The following is a 23264-nucleotide window of genomic DNA, read 5'->3' as shown; positions in this document are numbered from 1 at the left end:
TTACCGACGCAACCGAAAACGGTGCAGCAGGCGTTTCAGTGCGTCTGGGTTTCGGTTGAGAGTTTCGATGCGCTCGAACTCGGCGTGTCGGAGTTCTCGGCATCGCCGCCAGCGGCCGCCTCAGAAACGGTCGATTTCGGGTGTCCGTTTGACGCACCTTCACCGGGCATTTTTGCGCGCGGGTCTTTCGGGAATCCGGCTCCCACGTAACCTCAACGGCCAACGTGTCTCGATTGAGTAGTTTCGAGTGTCCCGGTCGCCGTCCGGCTTGCGGACTATCCGGTGAGTTTCGACCGAGCTCGGTTGAATCCGTCGACAAACTCAGCCCGCGTGTTGCCGAGAGGGAACGCGATTGGCCCGTCCTGTAAGAGTGGGAGACCTGCAGCGCGGAGCGGATGGGCGAGCATCGGGTAGAGGTCTACTTTTACGACGACCACGCTTTCGGGCTCAAGCGCCGCCGCGCGTTCGACGCATCCGGGGACAGCTTGAAGTAGGGCGCGTTTGCGCGCTGCTCCGCTCAAGGCGTTGACAGGGTGAGGGGCCAGGTCAATCAAGAAGAAACCGTCATCGCGGAGGCGCTCCAGCAGTGGCTGTTTGCCCGTCCGCTTTAGATCATCCTTCGAGATGTCATACATGGCTGCGACTACGCCACGGAAGAGGTTGTCTGCACCAAGCCGGTCCGCGTAAAAGAATCTGCGCCGCGAAATCTTCCCGCCATCGTCCGGGGCACTCTCCGCGATCATCAGTAGCTTCACACGATTCGGCTTCCATCGGTCACGCAACTGGGCGTACCACTCCTCTTCGGCCACGGGTACACCGTATCGGTCTACCGGTGCGTAGATACAGCGCCCCGTCGGCGTGGTCGCTTGCGTCAACCCGATCAAGCGCAGTATGAGGACGGCCAGCACCAACTCGTGCGCTAGGGGCGGGCGTCATGAAAGCTGAACTCGACACAGCGGGACGTCACCCGACATTGCCGTGACCGCCAGGCGGAGGTCGAGTCCCGCATGCTGGCCGAACGCATAGCCGGCCCGAACCCTCGTGGCTATCGCAGCGTCCTTGAATGACGATCTGGTGCCGGTCAGGGCAACGGCAAGCGGTTCGCTCCGAGCCCGAACCGGGGTGTCCTGAAGAGGAACAACGACGCCGAGAAGCTCGTGACCCTCCACAACTCGCGGTTGTAGAGGTCCGGCGAACGGAACGCCATCCGCCACTCGCCCTCTTGTATATCCTCAACCCGCACGTCGTCATTCTCGGCAGTGAAGGGGCCATCACTCGGACGTCGAGCCATAGTCCGTTAGCCCCTTGTGGGGTCGCGGAAGCAAGCGGCCCCTCGGAGAGCAGCGATACTGTTGTGGTGTCAGATCCGCGAGGGCTGTCCACGTCGGCGAGTTGCGTAAAGGAGATCGATGTCGATGGCCATGAATAGGTCCGAAGAGCCGGCAATTGCTGTCGGCCAGCAGTTGACGGCGGAGCAGCCCATGCGCGCGCTAATTGATCCAGAATTTCACGAGAAGACGGTCTCGGCATGGTGGTGATGTGGGGCATACATAACGACACGCTTTCGACGGAGCTGGTCGAAGGCGGGTTCATCAGTATCGGCTGGGACGAGGTTGGCGACTTACGTACCATCCCTGGTGGTCGCGAGGGCTTGAAGGAAGAATTGACACGGTTCTACCCCGATGCGAAGCCTCGAGGGATCGCTGGGTGGGCGGGGATTCTAGCCCGAATGCGTGACGAGATGCAGCCGGGCGACATCGTCGTTGCCCCATACAAACCGAACAGCACCATCAACATCGGTGTAATTGCAGGCGGCTACGAATATGTCGCAGATTCCCCAACGCATCGGCATCGCCGGCCAGTCGACTGGCGCAAGACCGGTCTGTCCCGGACCATCTTCACTCAGCCCGCACTGTATGAGCTGGGTGCTTTCCTGACGATCTTCCGAATCCGCAAGCACACTGACGAGTTCCTCGCTGCGCTCACGACGACCGAGGATACGGTCGAGGCGGTCACTCGAATCGTCGAGGCGGCAGCACAGTTGGAGCCTGAGGAGGAGACAGCTGACGAGCCGCGGGCTTCGAGAATCGAGCGGCACACGCGGGACTTCGTGCTCGAGACACTCCACAAGTCGCTAACGCACGCGGAGTTCGAGGAGTTCACCGCGGATCTGCTGAGGGCGCTCGGGTACCAGGCACGAGTGACGCAATACTCACAGGATGGCGGCGTAGACGTCATCGCTCACCGCGACCCTCTGGGCGTCGAACCGCCGCAGATCAAGGTGCAGTGCAAGCACCTGACCGGAACGGTTGGTGCACCAGAGGTGCAGCAGCTCATCGGCACGCAGGGCCAAGGCGAGTACCTTCTGTTCGTGACGTTAGGGTCATACAGCAGGGACGCCGTTTCGATCGAACGCCAGCGGCCAGGACTGCGGCTGGTCTCAGGGGAGGACGTGGTGAGCCTGGTGCTTGATAACTACATCAAGCTGCCGGAACGCTGGCGGACCCGCATCCCGCTCACCTCCGTGCTCGTTGTCGCCGACGCTGCGGACGTCTGAAGTGCTAAGCCGGCCATACGCCAAGCGCCCCCAATACGAGAACGCCCCGGACGTAGGTTTCTTGCGGTCGTAACGTTCGTAAGCGCGGTATTGGTTCGCAGTTAGTTACCTCAGATCGGGACTGTACGTCACGCCTGAGTTGAGCCGGTGACCTTCTAAGCGCTTACCCTTTTCGCCGCGAGGATCGTCCATCTGCGGATCGACTAGCGGTACGGTGACTCGGGAAGAGCCTTCGACGTCGCTCCACGCGCCCTCGGTGTCGACGTCCCAGTCACCCACAATGACATTTCTCCCGCCCTTTAGAATCGCCATGAGACGTGTGATCCGTTGCCGCTTCGCTGCTGAGACGTTCCAATGTTTGCTCGCCCGGTCCGCGAAGAATGCACCCCCATGCCCGCCGAACGGAGCTGGGCGCCCTTCGAGTTCATCGGCTGAAATTGGAACGAACACAGTGCCCGACAGTGATTCCCACGAGACCATTCCGTCTCGTGTAACGATCGCGGGCCCGAGCTCCTGCGTTGAGTTGACTCCGGCGATGTTTGTGTTTGTTAGGAGCGGACGATCTTCATCTTCGACGCTAACCGAGACACCGGCCATGGACGCAACGTGAATTGCGATTGCCTCCGCCTTTCGGGCATCGGCACGGGAGCTGAAGGGTGTCATCGTCTGAAGGATGACGGAGCCAGGAGCGTCGCGGAGGTGCTCCGCTTTCTCGTTGTGCTTTTGGTACACCCGCCCCATGCTGTCTGCAATCCCGATGTAGATCGAGTTCATTGACTTGTTCTCGTATATGTACAGCCAACAATGAGCCATTGCTGAAATCCCGTCGATGAGTGCCCGTGCCCGGCAGCGAGAGCACCACTGTAGTCGAACAGTACCTTGCGCCCCAGGAGATCGTGGAAGCCGGGGCAAGTTCCGGACCACGGCTCCTCTTTCGCTCACGGCCACTATGGGCCGCGGGAGCACACCATGGTGCCGCCGCGCCATCGAGTAAGTCGGCCTTGGTAGCCCACGCCCATTTTTATTGCTGAGAGTCTCCAGGTGCGCAAGGGGTTCCCTTTCGGGGCAGTTATCAAGCGAAATTGAGACCACTCAAGGCACTGCGGATCTCGCTCCATCGGCTCATCATCCGAAACTCCGAACCGAAAGATCACCGGACTCAAGCCAGTTTCGAATCGGGGCGAGTTTATGGACCGCTTTTCGGCGCGGGCATCCAGACATGCCAAAAACGGTCGTTTACGGTCAGTACCCGCCATCGTGAGGCACTATGAGTGGATGGACATTGTGGAGTGGTGGCCTCGGCTCGACGCTGGCACCCGGGATTGGCTCGTGGAACACAACGGCGAGGCGCTATCGCCGTCTGCGCTGACGGCGATCACAGCTGCTGGGGGTGTCGCGGTGTCGGACGCTTGGTGGGTGGGCCAGAACGGTCCGACGGGCTACTTCCTCTCAGATGCCGCCGTTGACTGGATCGAGGAAAAGGCGAACAACGAGTAGCCCGAAAACGATGGCTCCAGCAGGCCCGACTCGACAGGTCCGTGTCCCCCTCACATCATCAGAACGAGGCGCCGCAAATCATCGTTTACGAATCGGCTGCGCGGCGCAGCAACTGGCGAATGTTGCGCACGTCAGGGTTCTCTAGGCCGCCATTCCGCTTGACCTCCAGGTCGAGGAACGCCTCGGGTGTGCGTAGCTCAACAATTTTGTGCGGCGAGGTGGCGAAATTATCATCAGTGGCGGCACACACGTAGACCTCCAGATTGGGGCGTTCGAGGTCTGGGTGCGCCGCAGTCAGGGTCGCGCGCGAAGCTAAACCAGGAGTCCTAGTGCTTCAGGCCGCGATCGAGAACCGTCTGGATCTGTTTTGCTCGGGCTGTAGCGCCGAAGGCCGCTAATAGCCCGAGCACTATCGGAACTGCGACGTCTGTAATCCACTGCACAGTGTCACGTTAGCGGGAATCGATTGCCGATTGCTCCGCGCACATCAAGCCGACCGATGGGGCAGCTCGTGTCTCGTATCCCTTCGGTTATGTGTCGTCGCGTCGCTGCCGCTTTCTTTCCACCTTGCGCGACTCTGCGCGGTGGACGCGGCCGAGAGCTTCCGCCCAGAAGATTGCCTTGATGTAGTCGCCGGCGTCTTCGGCAGCGTGCATGTTGTTGGTGGCGTACACAACCGCGCGAACGTATCCATTTTCCATTCGCTCACGGTATTCGTGACTCTGCCTAAGCGACAGGGCATACAACCGCAACGTTTCGTTCACCAACGTATGCCCAGCTTTAGAAGTGCCAATGGGTCAGATTCGATTCTGTCGCCCCAGCTGGCCGCCTAAACGGTACGGTCGGCGCCTCCAGAAAACGCATCAAGAAGAATCTGATCAAGGGGAGTAACCGCTATCGGCTCGGGCATGCTCAGAGGTCGCCCAGGCCTCGCCACGATCGCGCCGTGCGCCAGCGCCGCTCGGCCGCTCCTGAACCAGTCGGTCGCATTTCGCGTGATCTCCGCCGAAGTGGACACCCGGATCTCGACCATCTTGCCGTTCCGTATGGTCCGAATCGTAACCTCGCCCTGCGGCTCGCCTGGGACTTGACGGATTTGCACAATTTGACCGGAGATTGACTCGTCTGGACGAGGCTTGGCGACTTTAAGCTGCTTCTCCACGCGAGCCAGCAGCGAACTAGCTTCGTCAGGAATCAGCACGCGATCGGGAAGACCAGGCGGAGTGCCCACGCCCGGTGCCCATTCGAACCGCGTTTCGAATGCATGAACGCCTGCATTAGAGGCAATGGCTCTAACCGCTGTCACTAGTTCCTTGCTCACGCCGACTTCGACAAGGTAATTGAGCTCGACGCTGGAAGGCTCTTTATCGGGCCGTACTGCGATGGAATCGAGTGCCGCCAACGCCGTCGCGAGAGTTCTCGTCGTCCGACGCTCGGTGGACTCAAGCTTGATGTCCGTGTCCTCGTCAAGAATTTGATTCGCGAGATACTCCGGCGGCTCGATCGGCATCACGACCGGGAGCACGAACGATCCCCGACGAGTGTGCGAAAGACGGGCCTTCCTTGCGATCGCATCGGCAGGTCGGCTAAAGCCAGTTGCGATATAGGCGCGAGGCGCTCGAGCCGTGTTTGCGGCTGCTCGAATGAGCTTGCGAGCAGAGTCCAGGACGGTTGCGGCGCTGTCGAGGAGAGCGCGGTCCTCCAGTACGAATGAGTCGGCAATTCGATACGCCTGCACATCGAGGAATTCTTGCTCGATTTCTTGAGCGACGTCTCCTTCGGCTCGCTGCTGCTGGCGCGCGAGGCTGACCACTATCGCCGCAAGTTCTCGAGACTCCGGATGCACCGCGAATGGGACAGCGAGTCGACTTTCATCGTTTGCTCCTCGAGTCCACAGTTCACCGAACGTGCCAGGGTTTCCCCGTTTCCACCCCAGGCGACCGAGATAACTCGTCACCTCGTCGCGGAAATCGTCATCGTGCACGCTTTGTGCCGCTGATTCCGTCATCCGCCGTACCCCCCCAGCAGGTCTAGTTGCCACTGAAGAAGGGTTGTCGCGTCCATACGCTGGCTGCGCAGGGCCGCGACGGACATGTTTTTTGGGGCAAATATCGTCGGGTCGATTCTGCTCCAATAGGCAGCTGTGCCCAACAAGTCTGTTCCAGCTGTGTGGTGCTTCACCCAAGGGCCACCAGTAGCGGTGTGGGGTACTACGACCACGACGAAGTACAACGGGCGCTGCGCCTTCGCCCAAGTGTCGACCCAGTGTTGCTCTGCAGTCTGCGACAGTCGCAGATTCGTGCCGCTGATCGAGTGCTTGTGGGTTGTCTTGATTTGGACGCCAACTGGACCTTCGGGGAAAAAGATGTCGCCGTCAATGGCGAGTACATCCGCTCCTGAACCGGTTTCACGCCATTCGTATCCAGCCGCAGACACAATCGTGTCCACGTAGCGCACGCCATAGCGGCCCTTTAATGCCTTATCGTCCAACTGGGGCGGAGAGGGAGGCACCGGTGGCATGTCCCGACTATACAGTCGTTGATAGCTCGGACATGGCAGCTCGGCGTCGTGCAAAGTGTCCGAGGTTGCGAGACAGTGCCGGCCGAGGGCATCGCAAAGCATGGGATACGAGAACCTGTGGGGCGTACGTCTACGCGATTCCCCGTGACGTCACGCAAACGCGCTCTGAGTCCTTAGGCGGACCGACGGTTCTGGTAATCATCCATTTGGATCACCTCAGCGAGAGCTGTGTCCTCGCTGCGCTCCTGGACGGGCCGTATTTCGGCGTGGTCGGTGGTGCGCTGCGAGATTGTGAGAGGGTCGGCAATCTCGGCCGCAAGCCCCGTCGTATCGCTGCTCACCTGTTGGGCCTCGGGCTGGCTCATTTTTGGGTGGAGTAAGCGCTGCGCGAGCCGTTTGCCCTCGGGCTTCAACTTGGTGTCCCACAGCACCGTCGCCCACGGAACGATGACTTTCTGCGTGAACGGAACCAGCAACTTGTCAACGACAATCGTGAGGATTTCCCGGGCGAGGTCTTCGTTCTCCTTGCGGCGGCGCTCTTCGGCATCTACTTCGCGCCTTCGCAGCGCGTCGTTCGCGCGGTCGACCTCAGGCTCGTTGGCCGTCTCCGGAAGCCTCGGGTTGCGGTAATGAGCGATGAGTGAGCCGTCCGTGTTCCGGGCGCCGCCCGAGCTCAATGAGTCGAAGGGATATGGGGTTTCCGTCCTTGTCGTACTCCGGAACGTCGACCAGCACTTCCCGGACCTTCGCCTTGTCACTATTCATCACCCCTCCAATCGCTCACGACGAGCCTATAGCTTGCGTTGGCGGTGCTGGCTCACGGGTTCGTCGGTCTATCTCGGCTGTCGCGGCCACGTCTTGACTGCCAGGGAAGCCAGCCCGCGCTGTCGAGTATCGATTGACGACGCATTCCAGGTCGATTCGGTTGCGGCCTGTTTTGTAAGATTTAGCGCGGATGCTGCTAGGACGGTCCGCTTTAAGGCCCAACCTTTGTTGCCGATCCGATCGTTGACGCCTTTCTTCAACAAGACGTGATTTCCGATCCGATCAACGTAACTGCGACGGTCTTCTAGTGAAAAGGCCGGCCAATCCGCATCCTTGGCATTCTTCGGCAGTATGTGTTCGAGATTCACGAGATCTACGTCGTCATTGACTACCAATTCAGGTTCGGTTTCGCCGCGCTCAGTGAGTTCGAGTGAACGAAGCAGATAGCGCGAGAGTCGAGGCGTAGCGCGCCAATCTTCGAAGCCGGCCTGAAATACGGCATCCGACGGGACCAGCGACCCAACTTTGGTTTTGGTCAAGATCTCCTCCGTGGTTGTCACCGTCCCTTGTCGAATCTCGACTGCTGCGTCACAAAACGCTGCCTCAGCAACGCCGCCACTGAGATTTCCGGCGGATAGCATCCGCACTGACCAGGAAACGAGGGCTGGCACAAACCGCTCGATCTCCTTGTGACTGAAGGTTGCGAGCGCCGCTAAAACTAGGGGCCGGTAACGCTCGACTTTTAGATCCGCCACAACGTCAGCGGCGCTGCCCACTGATCCAGCGAACTCTGACCAATAGTCACTGTCCGATCGGATTATGGCGTAGTAAAGGCGGGACGCGTCCTTCAATTCCTGAGTGAACTTTACGGCTGAGTCTGGGTCCTTGACGACACCTTTCAGCTTTCCGTAAACCTCACGTTCGCGCACTAACCCGAATTTCGAGCTAAGTAGATGCCGGGCGAATGTGGTGAACAGTTGGTTGCCCACTTTATCGATTCCCAAATTGCTGAGGGTTGCGAGCCAACCGGCCTGTACTTCGTCTAACCTGGCTCCCGCTTGGCTGAATAGGAAATTCTTCAACAGATCCGCAATGGTGAGATCGGCACCTCGATCATTGAGTGTCTCGAAGATCATGAATGCATCGGCTTCAGTGGCAACCACAATCGCTACTACCTGAACGCTCTCGTCCAGCCACGTCTCTAGCTCACCCAGCTTTGCTGCCCAATTTGTCCCGTGACTTGCGGCGAAGTCATCTACTTTCCCCTGCAGGTGCTCGTATGCCTCACCGAGCAGGCGCTGGCTGAAGTTGATCGGTTGGAGAGCCTCGCCTTGAATCACGTGGCGCTGATAGTAGTCGCGGTCCTCTGAGTTGAGGATCAGCTTCGGAAGATCAGCCCGCGCTCGTTTGTCATACTTCCCGAGGAATTCTTGCTGCGTTGCGTTGGCATCATCAATCTCCCCGCCGACGCGGTAGCGATTTCGAATAGCTGCGAGGAGGAGGGATGCAGTGGCAAGGCGTTGCTGGCCATCGATGACGCTTTTACGGCCGAGTCCATCTTGATCGCTGCCAGCCAGCACGACTGTACCCAAAAAGTAGCTAATTTTGTTTGTGAAGCTGCTATGCAAGTCGTCCCAGAACTCGACGACTTGCTGCTTGTCGGGCCCCGCATCGCGGACCGCAGCGGACTTCGACTTCGTAGACCATGAGTATGACCGTTGGTATGCGGGAACAGTTAGCGTTCTCGTGCGCAATAGGGCAGCGATTCCTGAGGCTTCGTATTGAAGAAACTCATTTTGCGACAATCAGTCCTCAAATCCCATGCTTCCAGCGGCACAGCTGCGCCGTCCTGACTTCGACCCTAGCGCTGGCCCCGGATCTGCCTGTCCTTCCAGCGTGGATTGTCTCGCAGACCTTGAATCTCACTTCCTAGCAATTTGTCAGCGGATAGTTCGGAACGCCTTCGAGTACCTCTCGCAGAGCCCCATCTGGATAGCCATTATCAGCGCCATGCAAATCGAAAGCCCAGCACCCATTCGTCATATCGATGTCAAGGTATCCTGCATCAATGAGCGCTTTTCCAGCCGCCTGTGTGGAGGGGAAAGCACCGAAGTTCGCGTCCTGCACTAGTTCGTAGTGATCATTTATCCCCCGAACGTATTCTTCGCCGCAATTGACGTCGACGGCGACAATGCTCTGAGCGTTTCGACAAGCTCGACAGCTTCGAGGACTGGCAGTTCGAGCTCTTCGATCGTGAGCGCCGGGGCGACCTCGGAGAGCTCAAGGCGCCAGCATGGCTGGGGCGACACTGCCACCACGATCTTTGCGGGCCCAGCAACATATTCGAGGGGCTGACCAGCCTGCATGTGCAGGCTCGGGCAATGTGAATCCGGGAGATGCGATGACAGGACAGAGGTTATATCTTCACTCGTGTTTGAACCCGATAGTTCTGCAATGAGCTTCCCGGCGGTCTCTAGATCGATGCTGGACGGGTATCCGTACGCTATTTTTCCGCCGTAATGCTCAGTCACTTTATCCAGGGAATGATCTTCATTCAGACCCATTGAGGCCAAGAGTTCCCGCGCTGGAGTGGCCACAACTTCTGACTTGGGATCCAGTGGCCTCGCGATCTCTTCTGAAGCCGCGCCCGCTTGCTGAACCCCGGCTGTCGCTGCGCAACCGTTAAGAAGCGAGGTCCCCACCCTGACTGGGGGTAACACCATCGGGGCTTTGCGCGTCGGCCGAATTGGAGGGGCTCGAAGATGTCGCCCAGCCTCTCCCCGTCGTTGTCGAGCACTCTCGCTCGAGTCGATCTGCGCGTCTGTCAGACAGTGGCGCGCCACTCCGCAACTCTTCGGTCCGCACGCCACATCGTGATGCCACTCGCTCGAGGGGCGGCCTGCATTGGCTCCCAATCGAGGAATTTCCGGAGCAACAAACTATCGGGGACTTGAACAGTGAATTCGTCACCCACCTGCTCGCCTCGGACGGCCAAGGAATATCCGAGCCTGCATAGCAGGGGCGTGTAACGCGCTCCATAGTACGATCTGAGGTACCCGATCTGACGTCGACCGATGAACACAGCGACCGCATTCTCGTCGACCTCGTTCTCGGGTTCCGTACGGATCATGAATTGCCCCCGCAAAGACTTTCCACGGTCCTTCCGAGGAACAAACCACTCCACTCCGGTCACCCCAAGCCTCTGTGTGGGCAGATCGATGCAAGTCATTGCCACCGCGAAATCGTCTGGCAGCGGGTACTGATCTCGGAGCTTGACCATGAGCGCAGCCTAGCGGGGTCGGTGCGGCATGAAGTTCGATGTGCCGGCGACGAGCCCGCCCGTCTGGCCGGATGGAGCGAATGACCTGAGTAGCACGATGCGCTGCAATAGTCTGACGGGAGGCTTTGAGCGCATGTGATCTGGAGTGTTGATGACTACTATCCACGAGCTTCTCGATGAGTATGCCCGCATGGCGCGGGACACACGCGAGAAGGGGCTCCTCCTCGAACGGCTAGCGCGCGCCTACCTCACAACGGATCCCGTGTGGACGGCGCGATTCGAGGATGTCTGGCTCTGGCAGGACTGGCCAGGACGGAACGGAAAGGTCGACACCGGCATCGACCTGGTCGCGAAGGAACGCTACGGGGACGGCGTCTGCGCCATTCAATGCAAGTTCTATGCGTCATCTCATTCGATCGACAGGGGTGACATCGATTCGTTCTTCACCGCCTCGGGAAAGCACCCCTTCACGAGTCGCATGGTCATCTCCACAACAGACAAGTGGTCCAAACACGCAGTTGACGCTCTCGTCGATCAGCGAGTAAAGACCTGGCGCGTTGGGATCGACGAACTCGCTCAATCCGACATCGACTGGTCTCGCTACTCGCTCGCCAAGCCGGATGAGCTAGTGGCCCCGACGCTCAAACAGCTCCGTCCCCACCAAGAACAAGCCGTCGCGGACGTTGCCAAGGGATTCAAGGACTCACCGCGGGGCAAGCTCATCATGGCCTGCGGCACGGGCAAGACCTTCACAAGCCTGCGCGCCGCCGAGACGATTGTCGGCTCAGGCGGCTCCGTGCTCTTCCTCGTGCCCTCAATTGCGTTGCTCTCACAGACCCTCAAGGAATGGGCCGCAGAGCGGAACATGCCGCTGCGTGCGTTCGCGATCTGCTCCGACAGCAAGGTCGGAAAGTACTCCGAGGACTACTCCGTCTCCGATCTCGCCTACCCCGCTACGACCAGTACAGCGCAGCTTCTCAACGAAGTTGCCAAAGCGGAGACGCCCGACGGACTAACCGTCTACTTCTCTACGTATCAATCCATCGACGTCGTGGCCAAAGCGCAAGCCGCGGGACTGGCTGAGTTCGATCTCGTCATCTGTGACGAAGCTCACCGAACCGCGGGATTCACGCTGGCGAGCAGCGCCGAGTCTGCTTTCTTGCGCGTGCATGACGAGGGCGCGATCAAGGCGAAGAAGCGGCTGTACATGACCGCGACACCGAAGATCTATGGCGAAGCGGTCCGCACCAAAGCGTCAGAGAAGAATGCAGTTCTCGTGAGCATGGATGACGAGAGCACGTTCGGGCCAACCTTCCACCGCCTAGGCTTCGGTGAGGCTGTCGAGCGGGACCTTCTGACCGACTACCGAGTGCTGGTACTTGCAGTTGACGAGGAGACAATCGGCGCTGGCTTCCAGCAACAGTTCGCCAGCGACGGCGAGCTCAACATCCCAGATGCCGCCCGCATCGTAGGCATCTACAACGGGCTGGCCAAACGTGGTGTGCAAGGTCTCGGGAACCAGGCGGCGGATCGGACTCCCTTGCGTCGGGCTGTGGCCTTCTCGAGGTCGATCAAGGACAGTAAAAAGGTCCAGTCCATGCTCAATGGCTACGACGGGCAGTTCACCCAACCGCACGGAGTTTCATTCGCGAGCGAGGCGGAGCACGCGGCGACGCAGGTGACCGGCCAAGGTGCCTTGGGAGACCCGCGTCTCCGGTTAGAAGCCAAGCATGTCGACGGCACGATGAACGTGATGATCCGCAACGAAATGCTGGACTGGCTGAAGGCGGACACCGACCCCGAAGACAACCTCTGCCGCATACTCACGAACGCCCGCTGTCTGAGCGAAGGCGTTGATGTGCCGGCGCTCGACGCGGTGATTTTCCTCAATTCCCGTGACAGCCAGGTTGACGTTGTCCAGAGCGTGGGGCGCGTGATGCGCAAGGTGGAGGGCAAGGACTACGGCTATATCATCCTGCCGATCGCTGTTTCGGCCGATAAGACGCCAGAACAGGCTCTGAACGACAACACCAAATACAAGGTGGTGTGGGAAGTGTTGCGGGCGCTTCGTGCCCACGACGAGCGTTTCGAGGCAAAGATCGAGCAGCTCGATCTCAACGGCCGAAGCGATGACCAACTCCAGGTCATCGACGTGCGGGACCCCTGGGACGGGGAGAGTCAAGGCGGCGCTGACGGGCCGGACGCCGTCGCGGTGCCGATGGACTGGTCAACAATCGGTGCGGACTGGCGGGAGGCAATCTACGCGAAGATCGTCGACAAAGTGGGCGAACGCGATTACTGGGAGAACTGGGCGCGCGACGTCGCCGACATCGCCCGACGTCAACGGATTCGCATCGCAAGCTTGGTACAGGGATCCGACGAGCACATCCGCACCGAGTTCGAGTCGTTCGTGGGCGGTTTGCAGGACAACCTGAACCCGTCCATCAGCGAAGCAGATGCTATCGAGATGCTCTCTCAACACCTGATCACCGAACCGGTGTTCGAAGCACTGTTCAAGGATTACTCCTTCAGCGCCCATAACCCGGTATCCCAAGTGATGCAGCGCATGGTCGACGCACTCGAAGGCAGCAACCTGCAGACCGAAACGGACGAGCTCGAATCCTTCTATGCGAGCGTGCGTACCAGCGTGGAAGGTATCAAAGACGCCGCTGGTAAACAAACCACTATCAAGCGTCTCTATGAGAAGTTCTTTTCAGGTGCATTCAAGGACACCCATGAGCGACTCGGCATCGTCTACACCCCAAATGAGATCGTCGACTTCATCCTCAAAAGTGCCGACGATGTGCTGCGTTCAGAGTTCGGTGCCACGCTGTCCGACGAGGGCGTGCACGTGCTCGACCCGTTCACCGGCACGGGCACGTTCATCGTCAGGTTGCTGCAGTCCGGGCTGATCAAGCCCCGTGACCTGGTGCGGAAGTACCGGCACGAGTTGCACGCCAACGAGATCGTGTTGCTTGCGTACTATGTGGCCGCGGTGAACATCGAGGAGACCTTCCACGGACTGGTCAAAGAGACAGGGGGAGCACACGCAGAGAGTTATGGCGTCGAGGGATACGAGCCGTTCCCGGGTATCGTGCTCACCGACACTTTTCAAACTTCCGAAGACAACGACCGCTACGATGATCGCGGCATCTTCGGCGACAACAATGAACGCGTGAAAGCACAGAACGCTCTCGACATTCGCGTGATCGTCGGAAACCCTCCGTACTCGTCGGGTCAAGACAGCGCGAACGATAACAACCAGAATCTCAAGTACCCATTTCTCGATGCTCGGATCTCGGCCACCTACGCGGCGAAGTCGACGGCTCAGAATAAGAACAGCCTCTACGACTCGTACATCCGAGCAATTCGCTGGGCCAGCGACCGCATCAAGGATCGTGGCGTGGTCGCGTTTGTCTCCAACGGTGGCTTCCTCGACGGCAATACAGCGGACGGGCTTCGAAAGAGTCTCTCGGAGGAGTTCAGCTCGCTATTCGTCTTCAATCTGCGGGGTAACGCTCGCACATCGGGGGAGCAACGGCGTAAAGAAAAGGACGGCGTGTTCGGAGAAGGTAGCCGCGCTACTGTTGCCATCTCGGTTTTGGTGAAGAATCCTGATGCCGACGAATACGGATTGCTGCACTATCGCGACATCGGTGACTACCTTACCCGCGAACAAAAGCTAACGCTCGTCACTGAGTATGGAAGTATCGACGGCGTGCCGTGGGTGCCACTCACACCGAATGCAGCGGGTGACTGGCTCAATCAGCGAAATGACACGTTTGGAACATTCCCCTCGATTGGGGACAAGGCTGCGCCTCACCAAGCAATATTCACAACTCACTCGGCTGGACTCCAAACTAACCGTGACGCATGGGTATACAACTGCTCGCGCGAGGCAGCCGCTAGCAACGTCGAGCGCATGATCGCTGTTTACAATTCGGAGGTTGACCGCTGGACAGGTAGCGACAAGCGGGAATCGGTCGACGACTTTGTCGACAAGGATTCAACGCGTATTAGCTGGGCACGTAGTCTGCGCGCCGCATTGAATAAAGGCACGAAGCTCGACTTCGTTCCGAACAAGATGACATTGTCGGCGTATCGCCCGTTCAACAAGCAGAACGTCTACTTTGCTCCCCTTCTGAATCACGAACGTGCGCAGTTGCCTCGAATGTACCCGACGGCGACGCAAGAGAACCTCGGCTTCTACGTGACGGCAGCTGGTGCGGGTCACCATTTCTCATTGCTTATGGTTCACGACATTCCGGATTTGGCGCTATGGGGCTCAGGGAGCGGACAATTCTTCCCGCGCTACACCTACGAAGCTCGCGGCGGTGAAGCGGAGCTTGACCTCTTCGAGGTGTCGGAGCCCTACAAGCGCGTCGACAACGTAACCGACCAGATCCTTGACGAGTACCGCAATCTGTATGACGCCGAGGTTGAGAAAGACGACATCTACTTCTTCGTATACGGGCTGTTGCACTCGCCGGACTACCGCACGAGCTACGCGGCCGATTTAAAAAAGATGCTTCCGCGCATTCCGAAACTTGGCTCTGTCGTCGATTTTTGGGCATTCACGAAAGCTGGTAAGTCTCTCGCTGAGCTGCACCTGGAATACGAGGAGGTCGAGCCGTACCCGCTGCAGGAAGTGCGGCCGCCCGGGGCGAGTCTCCGCGTCGAGAAGATGCGGTTCGGCGGCAAGGCCGGCGCCTGGGATAAGTCGACGATTCGCTACAACGACGTGATCACGCTTTCTGGAATTCCGGAAAAGGCGCACGAGTACATGCTCGGTTCCCGGTCTGCGATCGAATGGATCATCGAGCGTTACCGCGTGAAGACGGACAAAGACAGTGGCATCGTCAATGACCCCAACGATTGGGCGACCGAGCACGACGACCCGGAGTACATCCTCAACCTGCTGAAGCGGATCGTCACAGTCAGCGTCAAGACAGTGGCCATCGTGGAAGACTTACCCCCGCTGAGAATCCGTGACGGTCAGGAACCGCCCGGAGCCTAGTAATCGGCCCGACTGAGATTCGTTGAGTTCCGGACGCTTTCAGCCGGAAGTGATCCGAGCGGTTATTCAGGCAGGTCCCATGTGTAGACGTTGGTCGGACAATATCCCTTGTGCTTGAAGAAGTCGATGACGAAACCGTGGCCGGATTCACATTGAAAGTAGACGAGGACTGTCGCCTCTCGATCTGCTGCTGCCCCCGCGTATTCACCGATTGGAGCGCTCCTGCGGATGGCCTTGCCTGTTTTGATGTCGACATCGACGTGAGAGTCGATGCGCGGCCCACCTGAAGTCGTTACCCGCACCGACACAGGGTTGACCAGGGTGGTCGCGCATCGGGCGCATTGCAGAAAGGCAATCTCGGGGCTGTCGTCGGACGCGGGAAAGGCGTAGAGCAAGGGCACCATCTGGCCGACGGCCATGCCTTGCTCTTTCGCATCAACGTCGATCGATATCTTCGGGAACGTCCCGCGCTTCTGGTTAGCTGGCATCTCTACTCCCAAGTTGGATTGTCGCGACTGCGGTAAGCATCTTGCCTCGACAACCGACGCACGGCAGGGATAGCGGGGGACTGTATTGGACGACTCCGCTACGTGTTGCATTCGCGATCCGCGGAACGACTCGGATGTCTCGGATGTAGCGGAAGTAGCGCCCAATGCACGTCTTGTAGTGACCACGCGAAAATCGAACGTTCGACGGCTAAAAGTGCTTCAGCTCAGGTCAGGATCGGAGGAAGGCCGGAGAGGGTCGGCCATTCGCTTGAAGGAGAACCCGTGGGAACTGTCGAACCATATGAGGCATCGAGTGGCCGGCGCTACCGGGTTCGATATCGCAAGCCGGACCGCTCGCAAACGACCAAGCGGGGATTCAAGACAAAGCGCGACGCCGACCAATTTCTCGCGACTGTTGAAGTTTCCAAACTCAGAGGTGACTGGCTCGATCCAACACGCTCAAGAGTCACCATTGGAGAGATGGCGAGAGAGTGGCTGGCCTCTCAACTGCAGCTCAAACAAACGACGCTGTCTGGCTACCGCCATTCACTCGAAAAGCATGTTCTGCCTCGATGGGGAAAGGTTCGACTTGCAGACGTCGCCCACGGAGACGTTCAGGCGTGGGTGAACGCACTCACCAAGACCCTGGCGCCGTCGACCGTCCGGCAGATCCTCCTGGCGCTCTCCGGCGTCCTGAAGTACTCGATTCGCGACGGGCGCCTGCTGTCCAACGCATCCGACGACATCCGACTCCCTCGTATCAAGCGAGAGCGGCGCGGTTACCTCGATCACGACCAAGCTTTCGAACTCGCCCGAGCTTGCGGCGGATACGAGGACGTCATCCTCTTTCTCGCCTACACCGGTCTTCGGTGGGGAGAGATGGCGGCACTCCGCGTGAACTGCATCGATCTGCCCCGCCGTCGAGTAGAAGTTCGCGAAGCTGTTGCCGAGACCCGCGGACAACTGGTCTGGGGAACGCCGAAGAGCCATGAACGGCGGTCCGTGCCGTTCCCCGACTTCCTCGTTAAGCCGTTGCAGGCGCGATCCGGTGGAAAGCAGGGGGAGGACCTGGTATTCACAACTCACGAGGGCGCAGTGCTGCGGGGCGGCAACTTCCGGAACCGAAAATTCGATCCGGCGTTGAAGGCGGTGCAGGCAATGGAACCCGACTTTCCGAAGATCACGCCGCACGACCTTCGCCACACTGCAGCATCGCTCGCGGTGTCGGCCGGTGCCAACGTCAAGGCGGTGCAACGCATGCTCGGGCACGCATCCGCAGCGATGACGCTCGACGTCTACGCTGACCTGTTCGACGACGACCTGGACGCCGTTGCTGCTGCACTTGACCTGGGCGCTGCAGCGAATGTGGTCAAAATGTGGTCAAACGACGCCGCTTGAGCACTTCTGAGTGTGGACCGGTCATCGCTCAACTGTGAACGGGTGCGGAACGCGCGTCCTAGAAACAGCCTCTGACCAGGGAAATAAAAAACCCCCGCAATGTAGAAGCTATGCGGGGGTTTCGTGGCTCCGACGGGCGTCGATCCCGTGACCTCTCGATTTTCAGTCGAACGCTCTACCAACTGAGCTACAGAGCCGAAAACGGGCTTCAAGAAAAGCCGCTTTCTAAGGCAAAAGCCCTTCCTCTCAGAAGGGCTCCAGCCTGGCGACCCTGACCGGACTTGAACCGGCGACCTCCGCCGTGACAGGGCGGCGCGCTAACCAACTGCGCTACAGGGCCTCGATGTAAAACTATTTCACATTGAGTGGTGCATATTCAATTATGTGTGACCCCAACGGGATTCGAACCCGTGTTAACGCCGTGAAAGGGCGCCGTCCTAGGCCGCTAAACGATGGGGCCGTGAGGTCACAAACCACATGACTTCCGACGCATAAGCATAAGGGCAGATCTTACGAATCCCAAATTCGCGCCGCAAACGGATGCCGCAGGCCTCGCGTAGCCGCCGACCGGCCCGAATCGGCGCTTCACCCGGCCAGTGAGGAGCCGAATCGGGCGGGTCGGGGACAGTGACAGGGACGGGGTGACAGCGGAAGAGGGGCGTGAGCGGCCGCGCCGCGTGCCACGACCGGGGGTGAATCTCGCGACCTACGGCGAATGGCCCGGTAACCGCACCCGTGTCGGGTTACATTCGGGAACGACACTGGCCAATTGGTGCGCCTGTTGTTACTGTGAACAGTGTTAACACTGTGACAGGTGTGTTTAACGAGTGTCCGATCGGGGAGTTATGAGTCGCACGGAAACCGCGATCGCACGCGGAGTACGCACGAGCCTCGCCAGAATGCGGGTGCCTCGCGCAACCGGCATCCGTCGTCGTCGCCTGTCCGGTGCGACCGCTTTTGTCGCCGCACTCGCCCTCGCCCTGACACTGGCGAGCCCGGTCAGCCCCGCGCAGGCAGCCGAATACCCGAGCTGGGGAGACGTTCAGGCCGCCAAGGCGAACTCCGCGGCGGCCACGGCCCAGGTCGACCAGATCCGGGCCCTGATCTCCAACCTCCAGATTCAGGTGCAGGAAACCGAGGCGGCAGCCGTGGCCCGCGGTCAGGAACTCGAGATCGCGCAGCAGAAGTTCGACGACGCGACCCGTCGCGCAAACGATCTGCAAACGCAGGCCGACGCCAGCAAGGCGACAGCGGATGCCGCAACCAAGCAGGCAGGCCAGCTCGCCGCTCAGCTCTACCGCACCGGCGGCACCGACTTGAGCGTCAATCTCTTCCTCGACGGCGAAGGAAGCGGCAAGGGAGCGGATGCACTCCTCTCCAAGCTCGGCAGCATGTCTAAACTCGTCGAACGCAGCAGCGACATCTACGTTCAGGCCAAGTCCGCCACCAACACGGCGCAGTCCCTCGGTGACCAGGCGAAGATTGCCCAGGCAGAGCGCGAGACCCTGCGCATCGCCGCTGAAGAGGCACTCGTCGCAGCCCAGGCGGCCGCTGATGCAGCGGCAGCAGCGCTCGCAGACTCCCAGGCCAAGAGCATCCTTCTCGAAGCACAGCTCGCCTTCATGCAAGACGCACTGGCCACGACCACCGCCGCCTACGAAGTCGGCGAAGCCGAACGTAAGAAGAAGGCTGCAGAAGAGGCGGCGCGTGCCGGCGGCGGGGGCGCAGGTCCGGGCCTCGGCGGCGGCTACATCAGCGACCAGGGCTGGGCGGTGCCTGCCAGCGGGCGCATCACGGATGGCTACGGCCCGCGCCAGGTCATCTGCAGCGGCAGCTGCAGTGGTGGCTTCCACTACGGAGCAGACATCGGCACCGGCTGTTCATCGCCGATCTACGCCGCACGAGCGGGCACCGTCGTCTACTCAGGGCGGAATGGCACCTACGGCAACTGGGTGCAGATCGACCACGGCGACGGTATCCGCACCGGCTACGCACACATCCGTGACGGCGGCATCTTCGTGGCCAATGGCCAGTGGGTCGACGTCGGACAGAACATCGCCAGCTCCGGGACCACGGGTGCGTCGACCGGTTGCCACTTGCACTTCGAGGTGTTCCAGGGCGGATCCCGGATCAACCCGTTCCCATTCATGGCCGATAGAGGAGCCCCACTTGGCTGAGAACAAGACCCGACCGCTTTCGAGGGTCAAACCCGCCACACTGTTCGCAGCGGTCGCCGTTGGAGCGATGACCGCAACCGTCGGCGTTGTCCCTGCCGCGTTCGCGGAGTCCGGCTACCCCAGCTGGGACGACGTGCAGAAGGCCAAGCAAAACGAGGCCACTAAGCAGGCGGAGATCGAAAAGATCACCCAGCTCCTGGCCGGTCTTCAGAGCGCCGCGGAAGAGGCCTCGAAAACTTCCAAGATCGCCGCAGAGGCCTACCGGGTCGCCCAGGACCAGTTCGACGCAGCTGCAGCACGCGAAGCCAGCCTGACCAAGCAGGCGGATGCCGCCAGGGTCAAAGCCGACACCTCGAAAATGCGGGCCGGCCTGATCGCAGCGCACCTCGCCAAGACTGGCTCACAGGACATCTCGCTCAACCTCTTCCTCAACGGCAACAGCGCTGAAGACCTGCTGCATCAGCTCGGAACAGCCAGCAAACTCAGCGAACAGTCCGAGACTATCTACCGCCAGGCGGTGCAGGACAAGAACACTGCGGAGTCGCTCGGCAAGCAGGCAGCGTCGGCGAAAGCTGAGCGCGAGCGCCTGAGCGTCGAATCGAAAGCGAAGTTCGAGGAGGCCAAGACGGCCGCCCAGGCTGCCCAGACGGCGGTCGAGACCCAGCAGAAGAAGTCGAATGAGCTCTATGGGCAGCTCGCCCTGCTCAAGGACACCACCGCAGAAGCCGAGCGCGGCTTCCAGGAGGGCGTTGACGCGGCCGAGGCCGCCAGGCGTCTTGCCGAAGCGCAGGCGAATCAGCCGGCACCTCCCCCGCCTCCGAGCGGTGGTGGCGGCGGTGGCGGCGGCGCAGCTCCGGCACCTGCTCCAGACCCCGGACCGGCGCCCGCGCCCAACGGCAACGCCGTCGACGTGGCCATCGGCTTCGCGCGGGCACAACTGGGCAAGCCGTACGACCTCGGCGGCATGGGACCCGATTACTGGGACTGCTCCGGCCTGACCAAGGCGTCATACGCTGCGGCCGGAATCTACATCGGTACCCACTCTGCGACCAACCAGTATTACACCATGGCCAACCAGGGCCGGCTGGTGCCGTTCTCGCAGGCTCAGGTCGGCGATCTGGTGTTCTGGTCGAGCGGCTACGACTACTACCACGTTGCGATCTATATGGGCGGCGGCCAGATTCTCGAGGCCCCCGACTACGGCAAGCCCGTACGCATCCACAGCATCTGGAGCTGGAGCGACGTGGCGCCATACGTCGGGCGCCCGTCGGGCTGATCCCAACCGCCGGTTGACACGCGAAAGGCCCCACGGAACGTGTCCATGGGGCCCTCGGTGAAGGGTCCTGACCTACTCGTGACCCTCTTCGGCCAGCTTCGCGATGCCGTCACGGATGATCTGGTCGGCTTCAGCGGCGTCGCCCCAGCCCTCGGTCTTGACCCACTTGTTCGGCTCGAGGTCCTTGTAATGCTCGAAGAAGTGCTCGATCTCCTTGCGGGTGAACTCAGGGATGTCGTTCACGTCCTGGATGTGATCCCAACGCGGGTCGCCGGCCGGCACGCCGATGACCTTCGCGTCTGAGCCGCCGTCATCCGTCATGTTGAACACACCGACGGGACGCACCGAGACGCCGACGCCAGGGAACAGCGGGTAGTCGAGCAGCACGAGCACGTCGACCGGGTCTCCGTCGAGCCCCAGCGTGTTCTCGAAGTAGCCGTAGTCGGTGGGGTAGACGAAGCTGGTGTAGAGCACCCGGTCCAGGTAGACCCGACCGGTCTCATGGTCGATCTCATACTTGTTGCGGCTGCCCCGCGGAATCTCGATGACGGCATCGTATTCGGCCATGGTCACACTCTCCTTGTTCACGTTCGGTTGCACGAAGTCTGCATTCGCAAGTCCGCATTCGAAGTCTGCGGATAACGTTACTGGATGGACTCTGAACGACGCCCGCGCCTGACGCCGGCCATCGCCGACGTGCGCCGCGCCGTGCGGGAACTGCTTGTGGGGCGAGGTGGGCTGGTGTTGGTCGCACTCAGCGATGGAGCAGATTCCCTCGCCCTCGCGGCCGCGACCGCGTTCGAGGCACCGCGGGCGGGCATCAGGGCCGGTGCGGTGATCGTCGACCACCGGCTGCAGACAGGGTCGACGGATGTCGCGGCAATGGCTGCGAGGCACGCCCGCGAACTCGGGCTCGATCCGGTGCTCGTCAGAACGGTCACCGTCAATGAGGCACCGGGAGCCGACGGGCCTGAGGCGGCCGCGCGCACAGCGCGCTACGCCGCGCTCGAAGCAGCTCGGGCCGAAACCGGGGCCGCCGCCGTGCTCCTGGGACACACGCTCGACGATCAGGCCGAGACGGTGCTGCTCGGCCTCGCACGAGGTTCTGGCGCTGCGAGCATGCAGGGCATGGCAGCGGTGAACGGAACGTACCTGCGGCCGATGCTCGGCATCCGTCGCGCCCAAACCCGGCAGTTCTGCGTCGATTCGGGCCTCGAACCGTGGAACGACCCGCAGAACGACGACCCTCGCTACACCAGGGTGCGCGTGCGCCAGAGCACGCTGCCGACACTCGAGCGCGACCTCGGACCGGGTGTGGCAGAGGCCCTCGCTCGCACGGCTGAGCAGCTGCGCGAAGACTCCCAGGCGCTCGATGAGCTCGTGCAGGAGTTCATCGAGGAGATCTGCGAACCCGCAGAGGCCGGCATCGCCGTGTCGGCCCTGGCGCTCGAAGCGAACCCGCCAGCGCTCCGGCAACGCGTCATCCGTTTTGTGGTCGAAAGCGAATTCGGCGTGTCGCTCGAACGCGTGCACACGCTCGCTGTCGCACGGCTGATCACCGACTGGCACGGCCAGAAGGCGCTCGACCTGCCAGGGGTTAGAGTTGAACGGCAGAACGGAAAGCTACTCTTCACTGCTGCTGAAACACCTGCGCCGAATTCACCTTGAGCAAAGGAACGCCCCGCTCCCATGGAACCTCGCGACATTGACGGCGACCTCACCGAGATCCTGATCGAAGAGGAGGCCATCCACGCGAAGCTCGCGGAGCTCTCCCGCCGAATCGAGGCCGATTACGCGGGTAAAGACCTGCTTCTGGTTGGGGTCCTGAAGGGCGCCGTGATGGTGATGGCCGACCTGGCACGCGAACTCACCCATCCGATCACGATGGACTGGATGGCGGTCAGCTCCTACGGCTCAGGCACGACCTCCAGCGGCGTCGTGCGCATCCTCAAAGACCTCGACACCGACCTCACCGGTCGCAACGTGCTCATCGTCGAGGACATCATCGACTCTGGCCTCACCCTGTCGTGGCTGCTGTCGAACCTGAACTCGCGCGGTCCGGCATCCGTTGAAATCTGTGCACTGCTGCGGAAGCCCGATGCCGCCAGGGTCGAGATCGACGTCAAGTACGTCGGATTCGACATCCCCAACCAGTTTGTCGTCGGATACGGCCTCGACTACGCGGAGAAGTACCGCAACCTGCGGTCGGTCGGGGTGCTGGCACCGCACGTTTACTCGTAGTTAGCTCCGTGCATACAGCCTGCAGCGAACACACGGCATTCCTCCAGT

At 60.6% G+C, this 23264-nt stretch carries 20 protein-coding genes and 3 tRNA genes; 8 read left to right on the top strand and 15 right to left on the bottom strand.

Annotated features, from left to right (window positions below; genetic code table 11):
- Nucleotides 1-275: 275 nt before the first annotated feature.
- Complete coding sequence (locus K323_RS23445) at nucleotides 276-809, bottom strand: hypothetical protein (RefSeq protein WP_157509302.1); 534 nt, start codon at nucleotides 807-809, stop codon at nucleotides 276-278.
- A gap of 272 nt (nucleotides 810-1081) precedes the next feature.
- Complete coding sequence (locus K323_RS30160) at nucleotides 1082-1243, bottom strand: hypothetical protein (protein ID WP_022883377.1); 162 nt, start codon at nucleotides 1241-1243, stop codon at nucleotides 1082-1084.
- Nucleotides 1244-1528: 285 nt separating this feature from the next.
- Here K323_RS30160 and K323_RS0100740 point away from each other — a divergent pair, with 285 nt between their 5' ends.
- Nucleotides 1529-2557, top strand: coding sequence for a restriction endonuclease (locus tag K323_RS0100740; RefSeq protein WP_022883375.1), 1029 nt, complete (start codon nucleotides 1529-1531; stop codon nucleotides 2555-2557).
- Between the two features lie 105 nt (nucleotides 2558-2662).
- Here K323_RS0100740 and K323_RS0100735 read toward each other — a convergent pair whose 3' ends face one another.
- Complete coding sequence (locus K323_RS0100735; RefSeq protein ID WP_022883374.1) at nucleotides 2663-3331, bottom strand: hypothetical protein; 669 nt, start codon at nucleotides 3329-3331, stop codon at nucleotides 2663-2665.
- A gap of 501 nt (nucleotides 3332-3832) precedes the next feature.
- On the opposite strand from K323_RS0100735, the gene K323_RS0100730 reads away from it, so the two are divergent.
- Complete coding sequence (locus K323_RS0100730) at nucleotides 3833-4054, top strand: hypothetical protein (RefSeq protein WP_022883373.1); 222 nt, start codon at nucleotides 3833-3835, stop codon at nucleotides 4052-4054.
- An 85-nt stretch (nucleotides 4055-4139) separates the two neighbouring features.
- Here K323_RS0100730 and K323_RS30155 read toward each other — a convergent pair whose 3' ends face one another.
- From K323_RS30155 to K323_RS29675, 7 genes are all read right to left on the bottom strand, one after another.
- Complete coding sequence (locus K323_RS30155; RefSeq protein ID WP_022883372.1) at nucleotides 4140-4304, bottom strand: hypothetical protein; 165 nt, start codon at nucleotides 4302-4304, stop codon at nucleotides 4140-4142.
- 280 nt (nucleotides 4305-4584) lie between these two features.
- Nucleotides 4585-4755, bottom strand: coding sequence for a hypothetical protein (locus tag K323_RS29680; RefSeq protein ID WP_022883371.1), 171 nt, complete (start codon nucleotides 4753-4755; stop codon nucleotides 4585-4587).
- A gap of 128 nt (nucleotides 4756-4883) precedes the next feature.
- Entirely contained in the window at nucleotides 4884-6062 is a 1179-nt protein-coding gene (locus K323_RS0100715) for a hypothetical protein (RefSeq protein ID WP_022883370.1), read from the bottom strand.
- Entirely contained in the window at nucleotides 6059-6544 is a 486-nt protein-coding gene (locus tag K323_RS0100710; protein WP_169515591.1) for a DUF4365 domain-containing protein, read from the bottom strand. Before K323_RS0100710 ends, K323_RS0100715 begins: the two co-directional genes overlap by 4 nt.
- Nucleotides 6545-6747: 203 nt before the next feature.
- Entirely contained in the window at nucleotides 6748-7251 is a 504-nt protein-coding gene (locus tag K323_RS0100705) for a hypothetical protein (RefSeq protein ID WP_022883368.1), read from the bottom strand.
- Nucleotides 7252-7407: 156 nt separating this feature from the next.
- Nucleotides 7408-9144: a DUF262 domain-containing protein gene (locus tag K323_RS0100700; protein ID WP_084696956.1), complete on the bottom strand. Its 1737-nt coding sequence runs from the start codon at nucleotides 9142-9144 to the stop codon at nucleotides 7408-7410.
- A 339-nt stretch (nucleotides 9145-9483) separates the two neighbouring features.
- Nucleotides 9484-9936: a hypothetical protein gene (locus K323_RS29675; RefSeq protein ID WP_157509301.1), complete on the bottom strand. Its 453-nt coding sequence runs from the start codon at nucleotides 9934-9936 to the stop codon at nucleotides 9484-9486.
- Nucleotides 9937-10881: 945 nt separating this feature from the next.
- Between K323_RS29675 and K323_RS0100680 the strand changes: the two genes are divergently transcribed.
- Nucleotides 10882-15636 (top strand): DEAD/DEAH box helicase, encoded by a 4755-nt coding sequence (locus K323_RS0100680; RefSeq protein ID WP_342662984.1) that lies wholly within the window; start codon nucleotides 10882-10884, stop codon nucleotides 15634-15636.
- Nucleotides 15637-15698: 62 nt separating this feature from the next.
- Here K323_RS0100680 and K323_RS0100675 read toward each other — a convergent pair whose 3' ends face one another.
- Nucleotides 15699-16124: a hypothetical protein gene (locus K323_RS0100675; RefSeq protein ID WP_022883362.1), complete on the bottom strand. Its 426-nt coding sequence runs from the start codon at nucleotides 16122-16124 to the stop codon at nucleotides 15699-15701.
- A gap of 282 nt (nucleotides 16125-16406) precedes the next feature.
- Between K323_RS0100675 and K323_RS0100670 the strand changes: the two genes are divergently transcribed.
- Complete coding sequence (locus tag K323_RS0100670) at nucleotides 16407-17522, top strand: tyrosine-type recombinase/integrase (protein ID WP_022883361.1); 1116 nt, start codon at nucleotides 16407-16409, stop codon at nucleotides 17520-17522.
- A gap of 124 nt (nucleotides 17523-17646) precedes the next feature.
- On the opposite strand, the gene K323_RS0100665 is transcribed toward K323_RS0100670, so the two are convergent.
- The 3 genes from K323_RS0100665 to K323_RS0100655 form a co-directional block, all read right to left on the bottom strand.
- Nucleotides 17647-17719: transfer RNA gene (locus K323_RS0100665), tRNA-Phe, on the bottom strand.
- A 66-nt stretch (nucleotides 17720-17785) separates the two neighbouring features.
- Nucleotides 17786-17862, bottom strand: a tRNA-Asp gene (locus tag K323_RS0100660).
- A 47-nt stretch (nucleotides 17863-17909) separates the two neighbouring features.
- Nucleotides 17910-17982 (bottom strand) — tRNA-Glu (locus K323_RS0100655).
- A 385-nt stretch (nucleotides 17983-18367) separates the two neighbouring features.
- On the opposite strand from K323_RS0100655, the gene K323_RS0100650 reads away from it, so the two are divergent.
- A complete protein-coding gene (locus K323_RS0100650; RefSeq protein ID WP_022883360.1) occupies nucleotides 18368-19699 on the top strand; it encodes a peptidoglycan DD-metalloendopeptidase family protein in 1332 nt (443 codons plus the stop codon).
- Nucleotides 19692-20975: a C40 family peptidase gene (locus tag K323_RS0100645; protein WP_022883359.1), complete on the top strand. Its 1284-nt coding sequence runs from the start codon at nucleotides 19692-19694 to the stop codon at nucleotides 20973-20975. The genes K323_RS0100650 and K323_RS0100645 overlap by 8 nt, the downstream gene beginning before the upstream one ends.
- Nucleotides 20976-21047: 72 nt before the next feature.
- Here the strand turns inward: K323_RS0100645 and ppa are convergent, their stop codons facing one another.
- The gene (gene ppa, locus K323_RS0100640) at nucleotides 21048-21542 is read right to left on the bottom strand and encodes an inorganic diphosphatase (RefSeq protein WP_026851056.1); all 495 of its coding nucleotides are present in this window, start codon (nucleotides 21540-21542) and stop codon (nucleotides 21048-21050) included.
- Between the two features lie 84 nt (nucleotides 21543-21626).
- On the opposite strand from ppa, the gene tilS reads away from it, so the two are divergent.
- Nucleotides 21627-22643, top strand: coding sequence for a tRNA lysidine(34) synthetase TilS (gene tilS / locus K323_RS0100635; RefSeq protein ID WP_022883357.1), 1017 nt, complete (start codon nucleotides 21627-21629; stop codon nucleotides 22641-22643).
- Nucleotides 22644-22664: 21 nt separating this feature from the next.
- Nucleotides 22665-23216 (top strand): hypoxanthine phosphoribosyltransferase, encoded by a 552-nt coding sequence (gene hpt / locus K323_RS0100630; protein WP_022883356.1) that lies wholly within the window; start codon nucleotides 22665-22667, stop codon nucleotides 23214-23216.
- Nucleotides 23217-23264: the final 48 nt, after the last annotated feature.

Source organism: Glaciibacter superstes DSM 21135, assembly GCF_000421145.1.
GTDB classification, from domain to species: Bacteria; Actinomycetota; Actinomycetes; order Actinomycetales; family Microbacteriaceae; genus Cryobacterium; species Cryobacterium superstes.
The sequence above is the reverse complement of the archived record's forward strand: the minus strand, read 5'-3'. Positions and strand labels throughout refer to the sequence as shown.